15 protein-coding genes are annotated in these 13894 nt (G+C 65.0%); 6 read left to right on the top strand and 9 right to left on the bottom strand.

The annotated features are described in order from the left end of the window. Nucleotides 1-16: 16 nt before the first annotated feature. The 4 genes from sppA to ACPJXG_RS08670 all read right to left on the bottom strand — a co-directional run bounded on the left by sppA (nucleotide 17) and on the right by ACPJXG_RS08670 (nucleotide 6042). Entirely contained in the window at nucleotides 17-1891 is a 1875-nt protein-coding gene (sppA, locus tag ACPJXG_RS08685; protein ID WP_425253962.1) for a signal peptide peptidase SppA, read from the bottom strand. Nucleotides 1892-1966: 75 nt separating this feature from the next. Then, nucleotides 1967-3445, bottom strand: a complete 1479-nt coding sequence (locus ACPJXG_RS08680; RefSeq protein WP_425253961.1) for a sodium:solute symporter — start codon at nucleotides 3443-3445, stop codon at nucleotides 1967-1969. An 81-nt stretch (nucleotides 3446-3526) separates the two neighbouring features. Further along, nucleotides 3527-4744, bottom strand: a complete 1218-nt coding sequence (locus ACPJXG_RS08675) for a YeeE/YedE family protein (RefSeq protein WP_278316526.1) — start codon at nucleotides 4742-4744, stop codon at nucleotides 3527-3529. A gap of 86 nt (nucleotides 4745-4830) precedes the next feature. Further along, nucleotides 4831-6042 carry an MFS transporter gene (locus tag ACPJXG_RS08670; protein ID WP_425253960.1) on the bottom strand — a complete coding sequence of 404 codons (1212 nt, stop codon included), beginning with the start codon at nucleotides 6040-6042 and terminating at the stop codon, nucleotides 4831-4833. A 144-nt stretch (nucleotides 6043-6186) separates the two neighbouring features. Between ACPJXG_RS08670 and ACPJXG_RS08665 the strand changes: the two genes are divergently transcribed. Continuing rightward, nucleotides 6187-6423 (top strand): DUF3820 family protein, encoded by a 237-nt coding sequence (locus tag ACPJXG_RS08665; protein WP_034749909.1) that lies wholly within the window; start codon nucleotides 6187-6189, stop codon nucleotides 6421-6423. A gap of 19 nt (nucleotides 6424-6442) precedes the next feature. Here the strand turns inward: ACPJXG_RS08665 and ACPJXG_RS08660 are convergent, their stop codons facing one another. Next, nucleotides 6443-6826, bottom strand: coding sequence for a glutaredoxin (locus ACPJXG_RS08660; RefSeq protein ID WP_305062399.1), 384 nt, complete (start codon nucleotides 6824-6826; stop codon nucleotides 6443-6445). A gap of 135 nt (nucleotides 6827-6961) precedes the next feature. Between ACPJXG_RS08660 and ACPJXG_RS08655 the strand changes: the two genes are divergently transcribed. After that, nucleotides 6962-7471: a hypothetical protein gene (locus ACPJXG_RS08655; protein WP_425253959.1), complete on the top strand. Its 510-nt coding sequence runs from the start codon at nucleotides 6962-6964 to the stop codon at nucleotides 7469-7471. Here the strand turns inward: ACPJXG_RS08655 and ACPJXG_RS08650 are convergent. Together ACPJXG_RS08650 and ACPJXG_RS08645 are read right to left on the bottom strand one after the other, a co-directional pair. Further along, a complete protein-coding gene (locus ACPJXG_RS08650) occupies nucleotides 7468-8145 on the bottom strand; it encodes a GNAT family N-acetyltransferase (RefSeq protein ID WP_425253958.1) in 678 nt (225 codons plus the stop codon). The genes ACPJXG_RS08655 and ACPJXG_RS08650 overlap by 4 nt on opposite strands. A gap of 55 nt (nucleotides 8146-8200) precedes the next feature. Further along, the gene (locus ACPJXG_RS08645) at nucleotides 8201-8689 is read right to left on the bottom strand and encodes an Lrp/AsnC family transcriptional regulator (protein ID WP_425253957.1); all 489 of its coding nucleotides are present in this window, start codon (nucleotides 8687-8689) and stop codon (nucleotides 8201-8203) included. Nucleotides 8690-8766: 77 nt separating this feature from the next. Here ACPJXG_RS08645 and ACPJXG_RS08640 point away from each other — a divergent pair, with 77 nt between their 5' ends. Next, nucleotides 8767-9663, top strand: coding sequence for an EamA family transporter (locus tag ACPJXG_RS08640; RefSeq protein WP_099400395.1), 897 nt, complete (start codon nucleotides 8767-8769; stop codon nucleotides 9661-9663). Here the strand turns inward: ACPJXG_RS08640 and ACPJXG_RS08635 are convergent. Next, nucleotides 9641-10942, bottom strand: coding sequence for an ATP-binding protein (locus tag ACPJXG_RS08635; RefSeq protein WP_035820457.1), 1302 nt, complete (start codon nucleotides 10940-10942; stop codon nucleotides 9641-9643). The two genes, ACPJXG_RS08640 and ACPJXG_RS08635, sit on opposite strands and share 23 nt — an antisense overlap. Further along, complete coding sequence (locus ACPJXG_RS08630) at nucleotides 10939-11616, bottom strand: response regulator (protein ID WP_425253956.1); 678 nt, start codon at nucleotides 11614-11616, stop codon at nucleotides 10939-10941. Before ACPJXG_RS08630 ends, ACPJXG_RS08635 begins: the two co-directional genes overlap by 4 nt. Before the next feature lie 202 nt (nucleotides 11617-11818). On the opposite strand from ACPJXG_RS08630, the gene ACPJXG_RS08625 reads away from it, so the two are divergent. Genes ACPJXG_RS08625 through ACPJXG_RS08615 form a run of 3 tightly spaced genes read left to right on the top strand, consistent with a single transcriptional unit; the run spans nucleotide 11819 to nucleotide 13893 of the window. Next, nucleotides 11819-12397, top strand: coding sequence for a porin family protein (locus tag ACPJXG_RS08625; protein ID WP_035820461.1), 579 nt, complete (start codon nucleotides 11819-11821; stop codon nucleotides 12395-12397). Between the two features lie 9 nt (nucleotides 12398-12406). Next, nucleotides 12407-13207, top strand: coding sequence for a MipA/OmpV family protein (locus ACPJXG_RS08620; protein WP_099400394.1), 801 nt, complete (start codon nucleotides 12407-12409; stop codon nucleotides 13205-13207). Between the two features lie 5 nt (nucleotides 13208-13212). After that, nucleotides 13213-13893 (top strand): hypothetical protein, encoded by a 681-nt coding sequence (locus tag ACPJXG_RS08615; RefSeq protein ID WP_035820463.1) that lies wholly within the window; start codon nucleotides 13213-13215, stop codon nucleotides 13891-13893. Nucleotide 13894: the final 1 nt, after the last annotated feature.

Below are 13894 nucleotides of genomic sequence, written 5' to 3'. Positions count from 1 at the left end.
CATATCACTACTGCGATTACTTGCCGCCTAACGGCACCTCGCACAGGCAGTGCGTGAGGGCCATGAACGGTTTATGTTCACGCGTGATGCCCGACAGCCAGGAGAGGTCCTGCGCCATGCCCAGCGCCGCGTCGGCCGGCAAGCCGGTCGTGGCCAGGCCCAGCTTCACGTGTTCGCCCAGGCCCAGCGAGGCCATGGCCTTGGCGCCGAACATGCCGATCAGGCGGTCCACGTTCGACGTTTCCTGCTCCAGGTACGTCACGCGGTAGTCGGCGCCCAGATTGGCGCGCTTGGCGGCCGAGGCCAGCGCATCGCCATAGCTGCCGATGCGGTCGACCAGGTTGCGCTCTTTCGCCTGCAAGCCCGTCCAGACGCGGCCCTGCGCCACTTCATTGATCTTTTCCGGCGTCGTCTTGCGCGCCTTGGCGGCCAGATTCAGGAAGTCGCCATACACGTGGTTGATCGAACCCTGGATCACTTGCGCAAAGCGCGGGTCGAGCGGACGCAATGGGTTGCCCGCGTCGGCCAGCCAGGTGGTCGGCGAGCCGGCCGTGTGGATGCCCAGCTTTTCCACCACCTTGTCGGCCGTCGGCAGAATCGCGAACACGCCGATGGATCCGGTGATGGTGGCCGCGTCGGCGATGACTTCATCGGACGAGGTGCTGATCCAGTAGCCGCCCGAAGCGGCCACGTTACCCATCGAGACGACCACCGGCTTGCCGGCGGCGCGCGTCAGTTCCAGTTCGCGGCGGATCAGTTCCGAGCCGAAGGCGCTGCCGCCCGGCGAATCGACGCGCAGCACGATGGCCTTGATCGATTTGTCTTCGCGTGCCTGGCGGATCAGGCGCGAGGTGGACAGGCCGCCGATGGCGCCCGGTGCCGCGATGCCATCGCCGATTTCACCGGAGGCGATGACCACGCCGACGGCGTCGCCGATGTGCACGGGGCGCAAGCGCGCCAGGTAATCGGTGTAGTTCACCTGGCGGAAATTCGTGCCTTCCGTGTTCTTCGCGCCGCGCGCCATCATGAACTGGCGCAGTTCATCACGCGTTTTCAGGCCGTCGACCAGCTTGGCGTCCAGCGACAGCTTGCCCAGGTCGCCGCCGGCGGCCGTCAGCAGCGCGGGCAGCGCATCGATCGATTGCATGATGGCGCCGGCCGGCAGCTTGCGTGCCTTTTCCACGTCGGTCGTGTAGGTGGTCCACAGGCCGTTGTTCAGGTAGCGGTCCGCTTCGGCCGCCGCTTCGGACGGGCCGTTGGCGATGAAAGGCTCGGCCGCGCTTTTATACGTGCCCACTTTCAGCAGGTTGACCGTCACGCCCACTTTATCGAGCGCGTCGCGGTAGTAATTGCGGTAGCGGCCAAAGCCTTCCAGCATGACGCCGCCCATCGGGTGCAGGAATACCTCGTCGGCCTTGGCCGCCACCAGGTACTGGCGCTGGTTATAGCTCGAACCCCAGGCCGTGACTTTCTTGCCCGTGGCGCGGAAGCGTTCCACGCCGGCCGCCACTTCGCGCAGCGAAGCGAGGCCGCCGCCCTGCAATTCGTCGAGCAGGATCACCATGGAGCCGATGTTCTTATCCTTGGCCGCCGTGTCGAGCACCGCCAGCACATCGCGCAGCTGCACGTTTTTCTTGACTTCGCCGCTGACATTGGCCAGCACGGCCTCGCGCACGCCGCCCGGGGTTTCCTCGACCAGCGGGCCTTGCAAGTCCAGCACCAGGGTGGTCTTTTCCGCCAGGGGCTTGGCGCCGCCGCCGAAAATGGCGATCAGGATGGCGATGACGATCAGCAGGAAAATCAGATTGATGACCGCGCGGCGGGTGGCGTCCAGCGCGCGCCAGAATGCGCCAAAACCGCGGCGCAGCGGCGGGAAGGGGTTGAGTGACATTGATGCTCCGTGAGGTTATATACCTAAAGGAAATCAATATAGCTGAAAATGGCCGCGATCGTCTTCGGATTCGTCTTATTTTGACAAGTATTCCACGCCTTGGCCGCCCTGCCCTGGCGGCGTGGAAATGAGGAACAGGCCGCCCAGCACCAGGGCGCCATTCAGGATCAGCAATTCCAGGCCGATGCGGTAATGCTCGAACAGCCGCATCTGCTCCTGCTCGATCAGCGCGCACAGCAGCGGCCCGGCCACGGCCACCAGCGGCACCCAGCGGTCGCGCACGCCGCGCTGGCTCAGCAAGCCGAAGGCAAACAAGCCCAGCAGCGGACCATAGGTATAGCTGGCCAGCTTGAGGATCACGCCGATCATGCTGGGGTCGTCCAGCCATTTGAAGGCCATGATCAGGATCAGGAACAGCGCGGCAAACCCCAGATGCACGCGGCGGCGCCAGCGCATCTGCTGCGCCGCAGTCAAATCCTGCCTGCGCTGCACGCCGAGGATGTCGATGCAGAAGGTGGACGTCAAGGCCGTGAGCGCCCCATCCACGCTGGGGAACAGGGCGGAAATGAGGGCAATGAAGAAAATCAGCTGCACCACGGCCGGGAAATGCCCGAGCACCACGGCCGGGAACAATTTATCGCCCGTGGCCGTCACGCCGGCCAGCGGCGCATACAGGTGCAGCAAGCCGCCGAGGAAGAGGAACAGCAGCAGCACGCCGGTCAGCACCACGGTCAGGCTGAGCATATTCTTTTGCGAGTCGCGCAAGGTCCGCACGGAGATATTCTTTTGCATCATTTCCTGGTCCATGCCCGTCATGGCGATCGTGATGAACATGCCGGCAAGAATGTGCTTCCACACATAAGCTGGGCTGTCCGGGTCGACGGTGAAAATGCGCGTGAGGCCCTGCGCGCGCATGCGTTCGAGGCTGTCGACGAGGGACAGATCCATGGCGCGCAGCAAAAACACGCTGCAAATGACGAGACCGGCCAGCATGCACGCCGTCTGCAGGGTATCGGTCCAGACGATGGTTTTGACGCCGCCTTCATACGTGTACAGCAGGATCAGCAGCAGCACGACGCAGGCCGTCAGCCAGAATGGCACGCCCAGGCTATCGAGTATGGTCGCCTGCAGGATATTGACCACCAGATACAGCCGCGCCGTAGCGCCCAACAGCCGCGACACGATGAAAAACGCCGCCCCGCTCTGGTAGGAACGCCGTCCCAGGCGCAGTTCCAGGTAGCGGTAGATGGAGGTCAGCTGCAGCCGGTAGTACAGCGGCAGCAAGATGAAGGTGATGGCCAGGTAACCGAGTACATAGCCGATCATCAGCTGGATGTAGCCGAAACCGTTATTCCCCACGGCGCCGGGCACGCTGATGAAAGTCACGCCCGTAAGCGTCGTGCCCACCATGCCGAACGCCACCAGCATCCAGTTGCTGTCCTTGTTGCCGATGAAAAAACTGTCGTTGGTAGCATGGCGCGAGGTGCGCCATGCCACGCCCAGCAGGATCAGGAAATACGCGAGGACGACGGCAAACAGGATGAGGGGGGACATGGGCGTTGCGCTGGCGGCAAAGGGGAACAGGGGCAGCAATATACAACAAAGCGTACAGCAATGCCCCCGGTCAATCAGGCATCAGCAGCCGCTGCGTTTCACGCGCTCCACTTCCAGGCCGAACCACGGACGCAAACGCGTGCCGACGACGTTGCCCAGGAAAGCGCACACCAGCCACAGCCAGCCGTGCAAGCTGCCCGAGACGATGCCGCTGAAATAAGCGCCGATGTTGCAGCCGTAGGCCAGGCGCGCGCCATAGCCGAGCAGCAAGCCACCGACGATGGCGGCGATCACCGAACGGCGCGGGATGCGCCACACGGGCGCATAGCGGCCGGCCAGCGCCGCCGCCAGCATGGCGCCCAGCACGATGCCGATGTCCATCACGGACGTCTTGTCTTGCGTCAACGGCGCGGCCAGCGCGGCCGCGTTGGCCTTGGTCGACCAGTAAGCCCAGCTGGCCGTGTCGATGCCGACCACGGACGCGGCCTTGGCGCCCCACAGGGCGAACGCGGACGTCACGCCCCATGGCTTGCCCGACAGCGCCAGGGTGGCGAAGTTCAGCACGACGAGAGCAACGGCGCCCGCCACCAGCGGCCACGGGCCATGCAGCCAGGGCGACGCTTGCGCGGGCCGCAGCGGCGTGGCGACGAGCTTGCCATGGCGGCGCTTTTCAACCAAGACCGTGATGCCGGCGATCAGTGCGAAGACGATCCAGTTCAGCGCCAGCGCGGGCACCAGGCCCAGGGTCGTGACGAGGGAAATGGGCTGGAGCTGCGGCAGCGCCGTCCAGAACGGCATGTGCGCCGTGCCGATCACGGAGCCGACGATGAAGGCGGCCAGGGTGATGAGCATGCGCGTGCTGCCCCCGCCCACCGTGTACAGGGTGCCGGAGGCGCAGCCGCCGCCCAGCTGCATGCCGATGCCGAAGATGAAGGCGCCAAAGATGACGGAGGTGCCGGCGGGAGAGACCAGGCCCGCGACGGGCGTGCCGAACAGCGTGCCGGCCGACAGCGCGGGGAAGAACAGCGCCACGCCGACGGCCAGCATCAGCATTTGCGCGCGCAAGCCGTCGCCGCGGCCATCGGCGATGAAGACGCGCCAGGCGGACGTAAAACCGAAGGCCGCGTGATACAGGGTGATGCCGAGCAAGGCGCCCACCACATACAGCGCGGACAGCGTGGCGCCGACGGTTTGCGCCAAATACCAGGCGCCCAGCACGATGAGCAACAGGGCGACGCCCAGCGGTTTCGGATTGATGGCGGCGCGCAGGCGCAGCGGTGACGTTGCTGTATCGGACATGGGGAGTATGGGCAAGAAGAAAGTAAACGCCATTCTCGCCCGTTTTGATGTTTTCTGCCAGAAACTTACTGGCAGATCAAGCTGGCTTAGTGCCCCACCGCATGGATCGACTTTTCGCCGCCAGTGCGCACGGGGATGGGATTCAAGCGGTCCAGCCGGCCGCTCAAGGCCGTCAAGCCGAACGCACCGAGCACGACGAGCGCGCCGATCCAGCCCGTATGCACGAGGCCCAGGTGTTCGACGATCAGGCCGCCGCCCCAGGCGCCGCCGGCGATGCCCAGATTAAACGCGGCGATGTTCAGACCCGAAGCCACATCGACGGCGCGGGGCGTGAAGTGTTCCGCTTGCTGCACCACATACACTTGCAAGCCAGCCACGTTACCGAAGGCCACGGCGCCCCACAGCAGCACGGTGATGACGACGAGCACGGGATGCGGCGCCGTGAAGGTCAGCAGCAGCAAAACCAACGCCAGCAGCAGGAAGATCAGTTTCAGGGCGCTGACAGGACCTTTCTTGTCGGCCAGCTTGCCGCCCCAGATATTGCCAAACGCCACGGAGACGCCATACACCAGCATCACCACGCCCACGGCGCCGGCGCTGAAACCCGACACGTCTTGCAGGATAGGTGCCAGATAGGTAAAGGCGATGAAAGAGCCGCCATAGCCGACGGCCGTCATGGCGTACACCAGCAACAGGCGCGGCTGGCCCAGCACCTGCACTTGCTGCAGCAACGATGCAGGCTTGCTGTGCTTGATGGTCGACGGCACGTACAGCAGGCTGCCGATGAAGGCGACCAGGCCCAGGGCCGAGACGGCGAGGAAGGTTTCGCGCCAGCCGAAATGCTGGCCGATGAAGGTACCCAGCGGCACGCCCGTCACCAGGGCCACGGTCAAGCCCGTAAACATGATGGCAATCGCGCTGGCAGCCTTGTCCTTCGGCACCAGCGAGGTGGCGATGGTCGAGCCGATGGAAAAGAATACGCCATGCGCCAGCCCCGTCAGGATGCGGGCAACGACGAGGGTTTCATAACCCGGCGACTTCCACGCCAGCAAGTTACCCAGGGTGAACAGGACCATCAGGGACAGCAGCAAGGTCTTGCGGGGAAACTTGCCCGTCAAGGCCGTCAGCACGGGCGCGCCGACGGCGACACCCAGCGCATACAGGCTGACCAGCAAGCCTGCCGACGGCAGGTTGACGCCCAGGTCGGCGGCGATGGTAGGCAACAGCCCGACGATGACAAACTCGGTGGTTCCGATGGCAAATGCGCTGAGGGTCAGCGCGAGCAAGGCAATGGGCATGAAAGACTCCGATAAAAGATGTTGGCATCCAGTATCGGGGTTTTCTTTGTTTCGAAAAATACCTCGCAAGGCAGAATATAATTGCGCACAACTCAACAATGCGATGCTCTGCTACACTGGCCGCATCAACACGGGGTCTCCACCATGAATTCAGAAAAACTGGCGCTGCTGGTCACGCGCGAAATGCCATATGGGAAATATCAGGGACGCTTGCTGGCGGACTTGCCAGGCCACTACCTGGGCTGGTTCGCGCGCGAGGGCTTTCCCTCGGGCGAACTGGGCAGTTTAATCGCGCTGATGTACGAACTCGATCACAACGACTTGCGCAGCTTGCTCGACCCGCTGCGCACGCGCAAGTCACCGTGGCGGCCGGGCGAGTAAGGAGAATAGAAGGCGGGTCTTAAAACTCGCGCACCTTCTTGGCCAGCATGGCGCTGAACTCGCCATTTTCCACGAGCTTGTGCAGCTCGCTGGCGCCACCGATCAGCACACCGTTGACAAAGACCATGGGAAACGTCGGCCAGCCCGTCCACATTTTCAGGGCATTGCGGCGGTGCCACTGGTTCAGATAGCTGCCGTATTGCAGGTACTGGTAGGGCGTGCCCAGCACGTCGAGGATCTTGCGCGCCTTGCGGGGAAACGGATTGAGCGCCATGCCGACGACCACCACCTGGTGCGCGGCGATGGCCGCCTGCACCTCGCGCACGATGTCCTTGTGCTTGCTGCCGATCAAGGGGCGGGCGGCGGAATGAATCTGGGCTTGGTCAAGGATGGCGCGGGTCATGAAAGTCCTGGGATAAGTGGCACGTGGCGTGCCGATCACGCATTGTGCCACGCACACGGGCCGGCGTGGGCTACACTGCGCCCCATCTCCCCTTCTCCTCAAATTCGCATCAAATATATGCAAGCAATCCACCCCATGCCTGAATGCCGCACCCGCCGCCTGCTGGGCACTCTTCTGCTGGCGACCTGCTGTGCCAGCGCCGCTGCCGATCCCGCGCTTGAAACGGAATTGGCGCATGCGCTGTACCTGAAAAAAGGCACGACGGAACGAGCCGGCACTTCCGGCAAGGCGATCCAGGCTTACGTACGCGAAGGCTACATCGGCAAGCGCCCCGACCAGCGCTTCGACTACACCGATTACTACCTGCTGAAGAAGCCGGCCAGCTTCATGGGACATGAACTGGTGCTCATCGAAGAGGAATACATCACGCAATACATAGGCTGCTGCGTCAGCCCCGGCGCCGGCGTGACGGTGAAGGTGCGCGGCAACACGCAGAAGCTGCAAGCGTTCGCCAGCGCCCAGCGATGCACCCTGACCGACCCAGTCGATATGCAACATGCATTGAGCGAGGCAGCCATCAAGGCCAGGCTGCCGCAAGGCCATTACGCCTCATTGAGCTGCCGCGAACGCGACGCGCAGCCCTAGCGGCTCGATGGCGGATGCCGTATGCCGTCCTGAACGATCGTTGCCGTCGAATACGGGGATGCGATATGCCAGCCCAGGCTCGCATACAATTTCGCCCCATCGTCCGTTGCCACCAGCACCCGGCGCGCGCTGCCCGATCGTTGCCTGGCCGCCAGCGCGGCCATCAGCGCCCGCCCCAGACCCCGGCGCCGGTGGCCGGCCTCGGTGACGATGCGGTCAAAGACAAAGACACCGGCATATTCGACGGCATGGCCGCTGGCGGCAATACCGCCATCTTCGGCCAGAATATGCGCCGTCGTGATTTCCTGTGATGTTGCCACGTCCAGGCGGTAGCCGGCAGGCAGATCCGGCGCCTGCAGAGTGCCTTCATGGGTCATGAAATAGCCGCCGGGGCAAAGTTGCCACTGCGGCGGTAACAACCCCAGCAATTGCTCCCCGTCGCCACACATCTTGATGAAGATATGCGGACCGTGGATAGCGGCTGCCAGCGCGCTGATGCCTGGAACAGGTCCCGCAAAAACGTGGCGCCGGATTTCGCCCGGCAAGCCCGTATCGACGCGCCATCCGCCGTGATCGGGCACGGGCAGCGTCAGGCCGCGCGCTATCGAACGTGCCGCCAGCCAGGCGGCAAGCAGGCCGGGATCGGCCAGATTCGACATTCCTTGTTCTTCCAATTTTCATGCTCCCACATTCGTCCCTGTCCCGCTTATGCCTGGGCAAAATCTTCCCCTAGCCCAGCGGCACGTGCAAGCCCATTTTGAGGCAAGTCAAGGCCACCGACGTGCGGTAGCGCCGGATATTGTCGTCGCCGCCGAACAGGCGTTCCGTCAGCGCCTCGTATTCGGCCATGCTGCTGGCGGTAATGATCAACAAATAATCAGCCTCTCCGGTAATGCCGTAGCACTGCTGTATGGCAGGCTCGGCCATGATGCGCGCGCGCATGGCGGCCGTGCGTTGCGGATGCTCGTCGTGCAAATGCACTTCCACCGTCAGGATCAGTGGGCGGCCCACGCGGCTCGCGTCGAGCACGGCCACTTCATTGCGGATCACGCCGCTCTCGCGCAGGCGGCGGATGCGCCGCTGCACGGCCGGTGCAGACAAGTGCACGGCCTGGGCGATTTCGCGCTGCGAAGTTGTGTTATCGCGCTGCAGGATGTCGAGGATCGCCAGGTCGAAGGCGTCGAGGGCAATGGAGGGCGTGAGCGAAAGTTGCGTCATGAAGGTCAAATTGCAGTACAAAACTCGGAGCAGACACAATAAACTTTCACTATTCCGATATCAAGCCTTTTATCACCATGCCATTACGCCGCTATTCCTCGCTGATTCCCTTGCTGGCCATCCTCGGCTCCGTCACCTGCCTGGGACTGGGCACCTCATGGGCCAAGCACAGCCTGTTTCCGCTGGTCGGCGCCCAAGGCACGACGGCCGTGCGCGTGGGCTTTTCCGCCCTGCTGCTGTTGCTGTTCTGGCGCCCGTGGCGCTGGCAGCTGAACCGCGCCGACCTGCGCACGGTGGCCCTGTACGGCGCCGCGCTGGGCTTGACCAACCTGTGCTTCTACATGGCCTTGCGCACGATCCCGTTCGGCATCGCCGTGGCGATCGAATTTTCCGGCCCGCTGGCCGTGGCCCTGCTGGCCTCGCGCCGCCCGCTCGACTTCGTCTGGGTGGCCCTGGCCGTGGCGGGACTGGCGCTGCTGCTGCCGCTCGGCCACGACGTCAGCAACCTCGATCCCACGGGCGTGCTGTTCGCCCTGGGCGCGGCCGTCTGCTGGGCCTCGTACATCGTCTTCGGCAAGCGCGCCAGCCATTTGCATGCGGGTCACTCCGTGTCGCTGGGCCTGACCATGGCCGCGCTGGTGGTCGTGCCCGTGGGCGTGATGCACAGCGGAGCCGCCCTGCTCTCGCCCGTCGTGCTGGGCGTGGGCCTGGGCGTGGCCCTCATTTCCAGCGCCATCCCGATCTCGCTGGAAATGGTGGCCCTGAAGCGGCTGACGCCGCAGGCGTTCGGCATCATGAGCAGCATGGAACCGGCCGTGGCCGCCATGTTGGCGTACATCCTGCTCGACGAGCGCCTCGGTGCCGGGCAATGGCTGGCGATTGCCATGATCATGGCCGCGTCGATGGGCAGTTCGTACATGGCGCAGCGCCAGAGACGCGCTGCGCCGGTGCTCAGACCCGAATATAAATCGTGAAGCGGGCGCCGCCCAGCGGTGAGTCGTCGATGGCGATGGCGCCGCCGTGCAGCGCGACGGCCCTGGCGGCAATCGCCAGTCCCAGGCCGTGGCCGGCGGTCGCATGGTCCTGTTCGCGGGCCAGCCGATAGAACGGGGCAAACACCTGTTCGCGCTGGCCGGCGGGAATGCCGGGGCCATCATCCTCGATCACAATACGCAGCGCATCGCCTTCGCGCACGGCCGACAGCGCGATGCGCGCGGTGGCATATTTGGCCGCGTTGCCAAGCAGGTTGCCGATGGCGCGCGCCAGCAGGCGGGGATCGCCGCGCAATTCGCCCAGGTCATCGGCGATGCCCGCTTCCACTTGCCGCGGCAGGACGGCCGCCATGCAATCGCGCAGCAAGGGCGCCACGGCAAACGGCTGGCGCGGCAAGGCTTGCGCGTGATCGAGCTGCATCAGGCCCAGCAATTCGTTGACCAGCGTTTTCAATTCCTCGACATCGGCGCCCATGGCGTCGACGCGTCGACGCAGGGCAGGGTCAAGTCCCCCATGCCGTTCGTCCAGCAGCGCCAGGCCGAATTCCAGCCGCGCGATCGGCGTGCGCAATTCGTGCGACACCGACAGCAGCAAATGCCGGCGCGCTTCCAGCAGCGAGCCGATGCGCTCGGCCATCTCGTTGATGCGGCCAGCCAGCGGCGCGATGCTCGACGCGGGCTTGACCTGCGCCCGCGCCGCCAGGTCGCCCTGTCCGAAATCGTCGGCCATGCGCGACAGCGCGGCCAGGCTGCGCCCGTGCGCGCGCGTCCACCAGCCCAGCGGCAGCAGCAGGCACAGCGCGATGACCGCAAAGCGGATCGCCTCCATGCGCAGCGCCTGGCCAACGTCGATGGGCAGGTTTTGCGCGTGGAGCACATCGTCCTCGCTGCCGGCATAGCGTGCACCCGTGGCGTCCACGCGGCGATAGAAAGCCTTGCCGCCCACGTCCATCACGACGGCGCCCCGCAGCAGCTGCGCGCGCGCCTCGGTCGGCAGCGCCGGCAGCACGATGGACAGGGGCTGCAATTCCAGCGCGACGTCCGATACTTCGCGCACCTTGTTCAGGCGCGGCAGCCAGTCATCGGCGGGCGCCTGGTCGATGTACTGCTCCAGCAGGAATATCTGGCCGGCGGCCTGGTCGCGCGCGATGTGTTCGAGCGGATCGCCGAACAGGCGGCTGAAGGTGAAGTAAATGACGCAGCTGGCCAGCGCGATGGCCAGCACCACCAGCAGCGCGAAACGCCAGAAAAGACGGGTCATTCCCAGGCGGAGGGCGTGAGCAGATAGCCTTCGCCCCATACCGTCTTGATGCGTTCCGCGCCGCCGTCATCGAACTTGCGGCGCAAGCGCGAGATGCAGTTGTCGATGCTGCGATCGAGGCCATCGAACTCGATGCCGCGCATGCGCACGAGGATCTCGTTGCGCGACATGACCTTGCCAGCGGCGTCGGCCAGGATTGCGAACAACTTGAATTCAGCGCTGTTCATGACGATTTCCTGCCCGCGCCAGTGCACGGCGCGGTTTTCGCGCGACACGCGCAACTGGCCGATGACGATGTCGCTGCCGCCCGCCGCGCTGCCGCGCCGCTGCAGCGCGCGCAGGCGGGCCAGCAGCACGCGGGGCTGCACCGGCTTGCTCACGTAGTCGTCGGCGCCCTGCTCCAGGCCCGATACTTCGTCGAAGGTGTCTTCGCGCGCGGTGAGTATCAGGATGGGCACGGCGCTGAGCTGGCGCAGCTGGCGGCACACCACCAGGCCATCGACGCCGGGCAAGGTCAAGTCGAGTATGACCAGGTCGGGCTGCAGGTCGCGAAAGCGCGCCACGGCCTGGTCGCCGCGCATCACCACGTCGACCGCATAGTCGTATTCATCGAGGTATTCCTTGACCAGCGCGGCAAGCCGCGCATCGTCCTCCACCAGCATTACACGTTGCATCGCCCCTCCGCGCCGCCATTTTGTCGCGTATTGTAGTGGAGCGCGGCGCACAAGTGGCATATTCGACAATCAGGTACACATTTGTACACTTTCTATACAAATGCGGCCTACAAATTAAGGACAATTCAAGGACAAACCTGGGCGGATTCCGGCACGAGGTTTGCTTAACATGGATAGCTCTTACCTCAACCGGAATCCGAACATGAAAAAAATTGTCTACAGCACCCTGTTTGCCATCGCCGCCACGTCGACGGTCCATGCCGAAGGCCTGTACTTGGGCGCCAACGTCAGCCCTTCCAGCGATGGCAAGATCGAGCGTGCCGAGGGCGGCGCGACGGCGCGGCGCGGCCCCAGCAGCAAGGCGGTGCCCTTCGGCGTCTTTGCCGGCTACGAACTGACGCCGGCCTGGGCGCTGGAAGGCGGCTATCGCGCCAGCGGCGGCGCGACCAGCTTCGACCTCGATCCCGGCTACCAGCTCAAGGTACGCAATAGTGCCGCCTACATGGCGGCGCGCGGCACGTGGCGGCTGAACGACGACTGGTCGCTGTTCGGCAAGGCTGGCGTGGCGCGCAGCCATGCCGAATTCTCCATCGCAGGCAAGAACGCGCCGCCGGGCGAGTCGGCCAGCAAGACCGGCTTGTACCTGAGCGTGGGAGCCGCCTACCAGATCGGCAAGGACGTGGCGCTGCAGCTCGAATGGGAGCACGCCCCGAAAGTCAGATACGAAGGACTCAATAGCACGATGAACCGCCTGGCGCTCGGCGTGCGCTTCGGCTTTTAAAAGGATGGCATGAACAAGTTCGCTCCCCGTTTTTTTCCCTGTTTTTCTCCCCTGCTGTTGCTGCTGGCCGCCTGCGGCCCGGCGCTGGCCGAGGAAGCGAGCACCGGCACCAGCGCGCTGATGATGCCCGATGGGAGCAGGGATATGTACGTGGGAGCGGCGCTCACGGGCAGCTCGGCGGCGGACGATGGCGCATCGCGCGGCGCCGTCCTGCGCCCGCTGCTGCAGGTCCAGTGGAGCAACGGCCTGTTCGTTTCGGCCAGCGGCGTGGCGGGCATGCACCTGTCGGCCACGCCGGGCGTGGAATACGGCCCGTTGCTGGCCGCCAGCAATGCGCGCGCTCCGGAAGACAGCCGGCGCCTGCGCGGCACGCGGCGGATCAAGGGCTCGCCCGACGTGGGCGGCTTCTACGGCTATTACCTGGGCGACCAGGCGCGCGTCACGGCTAACCTGATGCACGACACGAGCGCGCACGGCTGGCGCGGCCAGCTCGGCCTGCAAAAGACCCTGCCCTCGCTGGCGGCCCATCACACTGTGACCTTGTCGGCCGGCGTGTCCCTGGCCAGCGGCGCCGTGATGGACGAGCTGTACGCCGTCAGCGCGGCAGCCGGCGGCGCGCGCGACTACCGCCCGACCGGCGGTGTCGCGTCCGTCGACATGGGCGTCAACTGGAACTGGGCCCTGAGCAGCAAGTGGCTGCTCAACAGCGCCGTGACGGGCACGCGGCTGGGCAACGGACCGGCCCACAGTCCCTTCATCGAACGCCGTAACGTCATCACCTGGTCGAGCGGCCTCGGTTACCGGTTTTAAGCTCCATGCTCAGATCCCTGCTTCTCGCCCTGGCACTGCTGCCCGCGTTCGCCTGCGCGCAGGAAGCGGGCGACTGGATCGCCTACCGCGACGCCTACCGCCACATGATCTGGTTCGAAAAATACGGCAAGCCCAAGCAATTCCTGCAAAACCATCTGCGCCTGCGCCCGCGCGACGCCGGCGTGTCCACCGATGGCTTGCGCCTGACCTTGCACGGCAAGGGCGCGCAGCTGGCGCTGCCGCTCGATGCGCTGGGCCGGGCCGTCTTCCCGTTTTCCCGGGCCGCGTATGACGACAACGCGGAGCTGGCCTGGAACCGCAAGCCGGGCCAGATCACGTCAATCGCCTGGGTCTCCATCGTCACGCGGCCCGATGGCGTGTATGCGGCGGCCGACTTGCGCGCCGCCTGCGAACAGCTGCTCGCCTACCTGCGCTCGACGGGCGGAGCGAACGGCAAGCGCTGCGCCGGCGTGCAGTTTTCGTATGCGAGGATGGAAGCGGCGCAAGTGCGCTACCAGGGCGGCGATGGCGCGCCGGTCCCGCTGGCGGCGCAGGAAGGCCCCGCGTTTCCCGGCGACGCCGTGGCCGGTTTCCGCGTCTTCGCCTACCGTTTCAGCGCGCATCCGGACGCGGGGCAAGTCCTCACCAGCGCCACACCACTGGCCATTGCCGCGCTGCTGGAATAAG

It is taken from the genome of Janthinobacterium sp. NFX145 (assembly GCF_049810325.1).
In the GTDB taxonomy this organism is placed as follows: domain Bacteria; phylum Pseudomonadota; class Gammaproteobacteria; order Burkholderiales; family Burkholderiaceae_D; genus Janthinobacterium; species Janthinobacterium rivuli.
The sequence above is the reverse complement of the archived record's forward strand: the minus strand, read 5'-3'. Positions and strand labels throughout refer to the sequence as shown.

Excerpts from the sequence above, each read along its gene's own strand:
- ACPJXG_RS08670 (WP_425253960.1), bottom strand. The coding sequence starts at position 6,042 with ATGCCCATTGCCTTGCTCGCGCTGACCCTCAGCGCATTTGCCATCGGA.
- ACPJXG_RS08675 (WP_278316526.1), bottom strand. The coding sequence starts at position 4,744 with ATGTCCGATACAGCAACGTCACCGCTGCGCCTGCGCGCCGCCATCAAT.
- ACPJXG_RS08665 (WP_034749909.1), top strand. The coding sequence starts at position 6,187 with ATGAATTCAGAAAAACTGGCGCTGCTGGTCACGCGCGAAATGCCATAT.
- ACPJXG_RS08660 (WP_305062399.1), bottom strand. The coding sequence starts at position 6,826 with ATGACCCGCGCCATCCTTGACCAAGCCCAGATTCATTCCGCCGCCCGC.
- ACPJXG_RS08640 (WP_099400395.1), top strand. The coding sequence starts at position 8,767 with ATGCCATTACGCCGCTATTCCTCGCTGATTCCCTTGCTGGCCATCCTC.
- ACPJXG_RS08655 (WP_425253959.1), top strand. The coding sequence starts at position 6,962 with ATGCCTGAATGCCGCACCCGCCGCCTGCTGGGCACTCTTCTGCTGGCG.
- ACPJXG_RS08635 (WP_035820457.1), bottom strand. The coding sequence starts at position 10,942 with ATGACCCGTCTTTTCTGGCGTTTCGCGCTGCTGGTGGTGCTGGCCATC.
- ACPJXG_RS08625 (WP_035820461.1), top strand. The coding sequence starts at position 11,819 with ATGAAAAAAATTGTCTACAGCACCCTGTTTGCCATCGCCGCCACGTCG.
- ACPJXG_RS08630 (WP_425253956.1), bottom strand. The coding sequence starts at position 11,616 with ATGCAACGTGTAATGCTGGTGGAGGACGATGCGCGGCTTGCCGCGCTG.
- ACPJXG_RS08620 (WP_099400394.1), top strand. The coding sequence starts at position 12,407 with ATGAACAAGTTCGCTCCCCGTTTTTTTCCCTGTTTTTCTCCCCTGCTG.
- ACPJXG_RS08615 (WP_035820463.1), top strand. The coding sequence starts at position 13,213 with ATGCTCAGATCCCTGCTTCTCGCCCTGGCACTGCTGCCCGCGTTCGCC.
- ACPJXG_RS08645 (WP_425253957.1), bottom strand. The coding sequence starts at position 8,689 with ATGACGCAACTTTCGCTCACGCCCTCCATTGCCCTCGACGCCTTCGAC.
- ACPJXG_RS08680 (WP_425253961.1), bottom strand. The coding sequence starts at position 3,445 with ATGTCCCCCCTCATCCTGTTTGCCGTCGTCCTCGCGTATTTCCTGATC.
- sppA (WP_425253962.1), bottom strand. The coding sequence starts at position 1,891 with ATGTCACTCAACCCCTTCCCGCCGCTGCGCCGCGGTTTTGGCGCATTC.